The organism is Hyphomicrobium sp. (assembly GCF_036833075.1).
Lineage (GTDB): Bacteria > Pseudomonadota > Alphaproteobacteria > Rhizobiales > Hyphomicrobiaceae > Hyphomicrobium_C.
This window is the reverse complement of record NZ_DAITQL010000137.1, coordinates 1-6,681: the sequence shown is the minus strand read 5'-3', so window position 1 is coordinate 6,681 and position 6,681 is coordinate 1. Positions and strand designations below refer to the sequence as shown.

General features: G+C 58.7%; 8 protein-coding genes. 6 read left to right on the top strand and 2 right to left on the bottom strand.

The features are described from left to right. Both V7082_RS21075 and V7082_RS21070 read left to right on the top strand, forming a co-directional pair. Nucleotides 1-1,047 (top strand): hypothetical protein (locus V7082_RS21075; RefSeq protein WP_334151619.1); only part of this gene is annotated, 1,047 nt, incomplete at its 5' end. Continuing rightward, a complete protein-coding gene (locus V7082_RS21070) occupies nt 1,044-3,020 on the top strand; it encodes a hypothetical protein (protein WP_334151617.1) in 1,977 nt (658 codons plus the stop codon). The genes V7082_RS21075 and V7082_RS21070, both read left to right, overlap by 4 nt. A 482-nt stretch (nt 3,021-3,502) precedes the next feature. Here V7082_RS21070 and V7082_RS21065 read toward each other — a convergent pair whose 3' ends face one another. Beyond that, a complete protein-coding gene (locus V7082_RS21065) occupies nt 3,503-3,718 on the bottom strand; it encodes a type II toxin-antitoxin system HicB family antitoxin (RefSeq protein ID WP_334151616.1) in 216 nt (71 codons plus the stop codon). A gap of 530 nt (nt 3,719-4,248) precedes the next feature. Between V7082_RS21065 and V7082_RS21060 the strand changes: the two genes are divergently transcribed. From V7082_RS21060 to V7082_RS21045, 4 genes are read left to right on the top strand one after another with little or no spacing between them, the layout of a single operon-like run. Then, complete coding sequence (locus V7082_RS21060) at nt 4,249-4,704, top strand: hypothetical protein (protein WP_334151614.1); 456 nt, start codon at nt 4,249-4,251, stop codon at nt 4,702-4,704. Then, entirely contained in the window at nt 4,701-4,964 is a 264-nt protein-coding gene (locus tag V7082_RS21055; protein WP_334151613.1) for a hypothetical protein, read from the top strand. The genes V7082_RS21060 and V7082_RS21055 overlap by 4 nt, the downstream gene beginning before the upstream one ends. A 14-nt stretch (nt 4,965-4,978) precedes the next feature. Beyond that, nucleotides 4,979-5,746, top strand: a complete 768-nt coding sequence (locus V7082_RS21050; protein WP_334151612.1) for a phage regulatory protein/antirepressor Ant — start codon at nt 4,979-4,981, stop codon at nt 5,744-5,746. Beyond that, nucleotides 5,743-6,018, top strand: a complete 276-nt coding sequence (locus tag V7082_RS21045; protein WP_334151610.1) for a hypothetical protein — start codon at nt 5,743-5,745, stop codon at nt 6,016-6,018. The genes V7082_RS21050 and V7082_RS21045 overlap by 4 nt, the downstream gene beginning before the upstream one ends. 165 nt (nt 6,019-6,183) lie before the next feature. Here the strand turns inward: V7082_RS21045 and V7082_RS21040 are convergent, their stop codons facing one another. Next, on the bottom strand, nt 6,184-6,591 hold the full coding sequence (locus tag V7082_RS21040) for a hypothetical protein (RefSeq protein WP_334151609.1): 408 nt from the start codon (nt 6,589-6,591) through the stop codon (nt 6,184-6,186). Between the last annotated feature and the right edge of the window lie 90 nt (nt 6,592-6,681).

Sequence of the window (6,681 nt, the reverse complement as noted above, 5' to 3'; positions counted from 1 at the left end):
AGGCTTCTCGCTCTCGATCCATCGCAGGGAGTGGACTTCCTGAAGATGGGAAGCCAGGAGGCGGATCGCAGGCACTCTCGTGCGTTCGATGAGCGGAAGTTTGCTCTGGACGAGGAATACAAGCGCGCCCAAATGGAGAAGTTGAGGAGGGAGGCGTCAGATGCTGGAACCACCTATGGTAAGTCAGGGACCGTCTTCCAGGATGCAAGTGGACGTGCCTACACGGTTCAGTTCGGGGCTGACGGAAGTCGTGTGATCCTACCAGTTGAGACGCCAGGGCAGATACCGCCAGCACCCTCTCAACCTGTGGGTGACGCGGGAGTAGGAAGATTTGCATCACCCAGCCTTACAGGTGAGCCGTCACCGGCTGATCGCAATATACCTCTGACGCCTATGCGCGGTGTCTCTGTTGCTGGAGACATGATGTACGACAATGCGACTGGCGCGGCGGTAAGGAGCGTCGGTGGAAATATTGCAGAGGGAGAACGGCAGAAGGTGCTCGGTCGAGAGGCCGGAGAGGGACAGGCGGCACTGCCGAAAGCCGAGCGCGCTTTGAAGTCATACGAGGTTAAGAGCGCCGCAGTGTCCAACATGATTGAAGACGCGTTGAATCAAGCTGGACCCTGGACGACCGGCTTCCGCGGCAATCTGCTCAGCTTCATCTCTGGCACACCGGCACACGACCTTTCGAAGACCCTCACTGGCATTAAGGCCAACCTGGGCTTTGAAACACTCCAAGACATGCGCGACAACTCTCCTACGGGGGGCGCGCTGGGCCAAGTAAGTGAAATGGAGCTCGAGCTTCTGCAATCCGCATGGGGCAGCATTGAGCAATCACAGTCTGAGGCCCAGCTTCGCCAGGGCCTTGAGCGCATCAGGCAGATCAAAAAGCAGTTCGTCGAAATGAAGCGGCGGGCTTACGAGGAGGACGTCTCCCGCTTCGGTGCGGCTAGTGTCCCGAATCCCGATGCTACAAACACATCAGCGTCCGATGCTGATGGTGGCTGGACAGACGTAGGTGGTTTCCGAATCAGGGAGAAGCGTTGATGCCGATCTTTGAGCTCCAAGACCCAACGACAGGAAAAACCTACGAGGTGGACGCGCCGAGTGCCGATGAGGCAGTTGGCGCCTTTAAGCAGTTCAGAGAGACGCCCTCGAGCACTAAAAAGCAAACGGGTACTCTCGCAGCAGCTGCGCATGGGATTGGCCAGGGACTTACGTTCGGATTTTCGGATGAACTGGAAGGAGCGGTTCGCGGCGGTTTTGATGCTTTGACTTCAGACAAGTCGTTTTCCGATGCTTATGGGGAACGCGTGGGAGCGGCGAGGGAACGTCTGAAACAAGCGGCTGACGACCAGCCACTTGCCTACTACGGAGGCGAAATCGGCGGCGCAGTTGTTCTCCCTGGTGGGCTGGCCCGCCTTGGCGTTCGTGGGACATCAGTCGCTGCGAATGCAGGACTTAGGGCAAGATCGGCGGCTGCGGCGAGGGAAGGCGCGGCCTATGGTGCGGCCTTCGGAGCTGGCCATGGCGAAGGCATAGAAGGAAAAGTGTTGGGAACTGCAACTGGCGGCGTTACCGGCGGTGCGGTCGGTTCGGTGTTCCCCGCCGCAGTTGATGCTGGTTCGGCAGTGTGGAGAGGGCTTGTCTCGCGCCCCGTGAGCACGCTTGCAAATCCTGAGCGTGTTGGGAATCAGAAACTGGCCGAGGCGCTCCTCCGCGATCGCATACCGGGCTCTCAGCCGCACAATCTTCCCGCGGCCCTTGATAGCGTAAACCAGCGGCTCGCCGCTGCGCGCCAGACCAAGCCGGAAATGATGCTCGCTGACATGGGCGGTGAGAACACGCGAAATCTCCTGCGGTCGGCTGCGAACGTGCCAAGTACAGGCGCGGAACGGCTGAGGAAGACTCTAGATGTTCGTCAGACGCACCAATGGCGTAGAATCGAACGCGACATGACGCGCGCACTTGGTAATCCGGATGAGTATGCGACCACGGTCGGTGATGTGATTGCGCGCCGTGGCCAACAGGCAGCTACAGATTTCGATGCGGCGATGAGTGCTGACGTTCCTCTTACTCCGGCCTTGCGCAGTGTTCTTGAACGTCCTGCCATGCAGACGATTATGCGGAACGTTCAGGCCGCCCTCCAAAACGAGGGACAGGCGGTTGGACGGGAGACGCGAATGCAGGCGCTTCATCGTTTAAAGATCGAACTCGACAATCAAATTGGACAGGCGCGCAGGGCGCGCGCAATGGGTAACGATCGCACGGCCGGAATGGACGAGCGAACTTTGACCATTCTTAAGCGTGATTTGCTCGCCACGATCAACAATCCTGCCTATCGCCGCGCCTTGGATAACTATGCCGGCGAGAGCGCCCTTGCGAGCGCTGCCGAGGATGGCTTTGAGAATGCTTTAAGGATGCACGTAGAGGAGATCGGCCCCATGCTTCGACGCATGACGGCCGGCGAGCGCGAGATGTGGCGGCTTGGTGCGTCACGATCCCTTGCGGAGAAGGTGCGGCAAGGTAATAAACTGCGAGACCGCACTGAAAACGTCTTCTCCTCACCGGACATGCAACTGAGACTGAACGCAATTCTTCCCGATCGCAGGTCACGCCGCGAGTTCCAGCGTGCCTTGATCATGGAAGCTCGGATGGCCGACACGCGCAAAGCGGTCCAAGGCAATTCCACGACCACGAAGCAGCTCGTACAGGGCGCGGAGGCAGGTCAGGACGTAGCCGCTCTTTCCGCCATGGCGAATGCGGCAACTGGCAGATTCGAACCGTTGATGAGGTGGCTAGGTCGCCAAGCAAACAACTTCACTGGCCTGACACCAACGTCAGCCAACGCAATCATTGAAGCAGCTATGACCAGAAGTGGGAACGAAGTTCCTCAGGCGCTGCGGGAAGCACTGAACCAGGCCGCGCGCATCCCCGAAGTGCGTGCAATGATGGTACAGAGGATGCTTGCGGCGTCCAACGCGTCTGGCGTTCCCAGGCAGATGGTCGGCAATCAGTAGCCAAGGAGTATCAGCTTGAGCGGTCGCTCAATGAAATACCCGATCGCGAGCCCCGCAATAGTCGCGGCGATAAGTGCGGCTCGTGTCTGGACATCCACTAGTTGAGCGTCCGGGACGGGCGGTATTCGTCCTCATTTGAAGCCAGGACCAGGGGAGCAAAGATTAGCATTAACAGCGTTTTGAGCATGTGTCAGAGCCAATGTTTGACGATGTACCCGCCTATCAGTACCGCGAGCAGAGCTGCGCAGAAAACCCGGAATGTGCCAAGGGCGTTGTACTCGATCATCCGGCTAAGGCGATAAGTGCCATCCGAGACTCTCTCGAGTATGCTTTCCTCTAACTCCCTGAACGGCTTCTCGTCCATCGTTCGCGCCCCCGTTCACTTTCCCTGGTCGGATCGCTCGTGGACGAGGATCGCGGCCCAAACAACCGCGGCAACAATAACCGGGAGTACGTACCAGAAGAACAGTTCCCCGGTCATGTCAGTTGGCGAACTCAAGCGGCCTGGGTATGGGTCGCCCGATTGCTCTGGCTTCCTCGATCCAGCAAGAAATCGCGTCCTGGACGTTGAGGGCCGCCTCCTGAGGGGTCTCCCCGTCGCTCATGCAGCCGGGGAGATCGGGAACGGTCGCAAGAAAGCCCCCGCCGTCCACCTGGGACAGCGGCGTAATCTCGATCTTGTACTTATGGCCGTCCATGGTTCCTCACAGCATCAATGAAGGCTACGAGCTTTTTAATATATACAGGCTTGATCGGCCGCTTGAAAGGGACCGTTCGGATCTCTCGTTGGCTCTCGTGTGACACCTTGTAGTGCGACCCGCCTCCAGAAGGCGGGCTGCAGGACACGCCATGCTGCCGGCAGACACGCACCACGTCTTCAATGCGCCAGCCCCTTGGATTGGTTCGCATATCTTCTAAGAGGCTCATTTGGGGAGGTAGCCCTTCTCGCGGAGCCACTCTAAGAGCGCACGCCGGATAGCCTCCGGCCGGGTCGGTAAGTCGTCTTCTGTTCGACGAAAATCGTCAATGGCACCGATGAATTCGCGTGGCAGCCGGAGCGTCACCGCTTCCGTATCGACCCTCGGTCGTCCACCTCTATTCGGTTTTTGAAGTTTTGACATTGACAACCCTGATGCGCTTTATTAGGTTGATGATGTCATAAACGAAGCGGCCGCGCAAGGTGTCTCACCACCGAGCACGGCCTAACCCCGAGCCAAGGAGATTACCCATGGCCAAGGCTGACTCTACCCTTACCACTAGGCGGGCCGTGATCAAGGCTGCCCCTGTTGTCTGCGCTGCTGCCGTGGTCCCGGCCGTTGCTAGCGAGCCTGAAGACCCGATCGTGCCCGTTTATCGCGAGTGGTGTGCAGCCCGCGAGGATTGGCGGCGCACTGCTCGCAAGCCTGGCAACGAGAACTGGGACACCGCGGAATGTTTGGCGGCGCAGGAGCGCGAGGAAGACGCTGCTTATGAACTGGCCGAAATGACGCCGACCAGCATGGCCGGTATCGCAGCCCTCGCTCATGTCCTTTGGGAAATCAACGGCCCGGGCATTTTGCCGGGGTCTGAAGACTATGATCAAGAATGCGAGGCGATCCACAACAAGCTAATGCTCTGCATATGGCGTGGAGCCAGTGGAAAAACGGATGTTCCGCCCGTCGGTTCGCAGGAGGGCTCGGCATGAACAAGCCTGCACTGACCCACCTTTGGGACACGATCTTCGACGCCGAAGACGACATCCGGCTGGCTCTGGACCTGGCTTGCCTCGTCAATTCGCACATGCAACGCGCTGGCTCCATGAGCGCGGAGGAGTGCGCGGGCCTCAATCGCGTGACCTCTGATCTTCATGAGGCCTGCCAGCGCATCCTTGCGACGCATATGCATCTGTTCAAGGCGGCAAGCCAGGCCAAGTCTGACACCAGCATGATGGGAGAGGCAGCATGAATGAGCTCTCCCTCATGGTCGATCGCAATCCGGTTGTGTTCGCCAAGGACGGCGCCGTCTTCACTAGCAGCCGGGACGTGGCAGATGCTTTCGAGAAGAACCATCGCGATGTGCTTCGAGCGATCCGAAACTTGATTGATGCCGAGCCGTCTCTAGAGCTGCGCAATTTTGCGCCGTTTAAAATCAATGATTTAACTGGCGAAAGCACGTCGCACTATGAGATGGACCGCGACGGCTTCACCCTCCTGGCCATGGGCTTCACCGGATCGAAGGCGCTCCAATGGAAGCTCCGCTACATTGAGGCCTTCAACCGGATGGAAGCCGAGTTGCGGAGCCGTCCAGCGGCACTCCCTGATCTCTCAGACCCGGTTGTGCTCGTGCAACTTTTGACGGAGCATGCCACGAAGCGCATCGAGGCGGAACAGCGGGCGACCTCGGCCGAGGCCAAGGCATCAGAACTGGCTCCCAAGGCGGAAGCCTTTGACATCCTCGATGCCTCTGAGGGCTCGGTGAACGTCCGTGTTGCGGCCAAGATGCTGGAATCGCCGGAGCGCAAGTTCATCGGCTGGCTCCAGGCCAACAGCTGGGCCTATCGCCAGAACGGCATCGGGCCACTGCAAGCCTACGTCGACAAACGCAACGCCGGCTACCTCGAGCACCGCGCGCACACGTTCTATGACCAGACGAGGGGAGAGCATCGCACGGTGGTGCAGATGATGATCACCCCGAAAGGCCTCGCGCGGCTGGCGCAGATCTTCGCCAAGCAAGGGGTTCCTGCATGATCACGAAGCTGTTTCCGGAGACTGAGGGCGTCGTCTCGCGGGTGTCTGTTCAGATCTCCGAATACAGCGAGCGGAACGGTGGGGCCGAGGAGGGAATGGGGACGCTCTTTGCCGTGGAGGTCCTCTTTCCTGACGGGAAGTGGAGCAACGTCGGCTACTTCAAGGACCTAGACGAGGCGCGCCGGGCTGCGGAGAACGAGGCTGCGGCCCGCGGCGCGGATATGCTCTCTGTCAGTTGCTGGCCGAACCGGCAGGTGCAGGCGGGCGTCTGAAGGTATCACGACCGTGGTTATGCCTTCCGTCGACAGCTATCGCGTCTTGTCAGTCCCTCCGGCAGTGCGAGGGCAAAGTACCCGTACGGGAACTTACAGCGCGACTTACGCTCAAAATCAACAATAAGTTCCCGATCGGGAACTTAGGGAAAGATGTCATGTCGATCAATGCTTCGCCGGTTCACCGGACGATTGTCCTATCTCTTTCGCAGTCTTCACGAGCGCCTGTGCAAGGTCTTGTGCGTGCGAAGGGGACAACGATAGGGACAGTCCGGACCCCAGACCCTGATCCAGGATCAGACCCACTCTTTGAGTTTCTGTGGTCTCAACCGTACCAACTGTCATCGTTTGAACTTCATGAAAGAGAGCGTGATGCCACTGAGGCGGACCGCTAGCCTTGACCTTCGCGAATTCCGCCGCGGTGAGACGAACTTTTGCTTGGTTTCCGAGCAGTATGAAAGCCGAAAGTGGAACTGAAATCTCTACTACCTTCCCTCTGACATCGATGGATCTGAACACGATCGACGGTACCCCATCCACCGTCTCCCAGCGTGACCCTTTGGTCTTGAGCATCTGATTCTCCATCCTCTTGATGGAGCGACTCTAGGCCGTGTCTGAGTAATCCGCACCCTAACAACAACGACCTTTTATGAACCAGGGAGC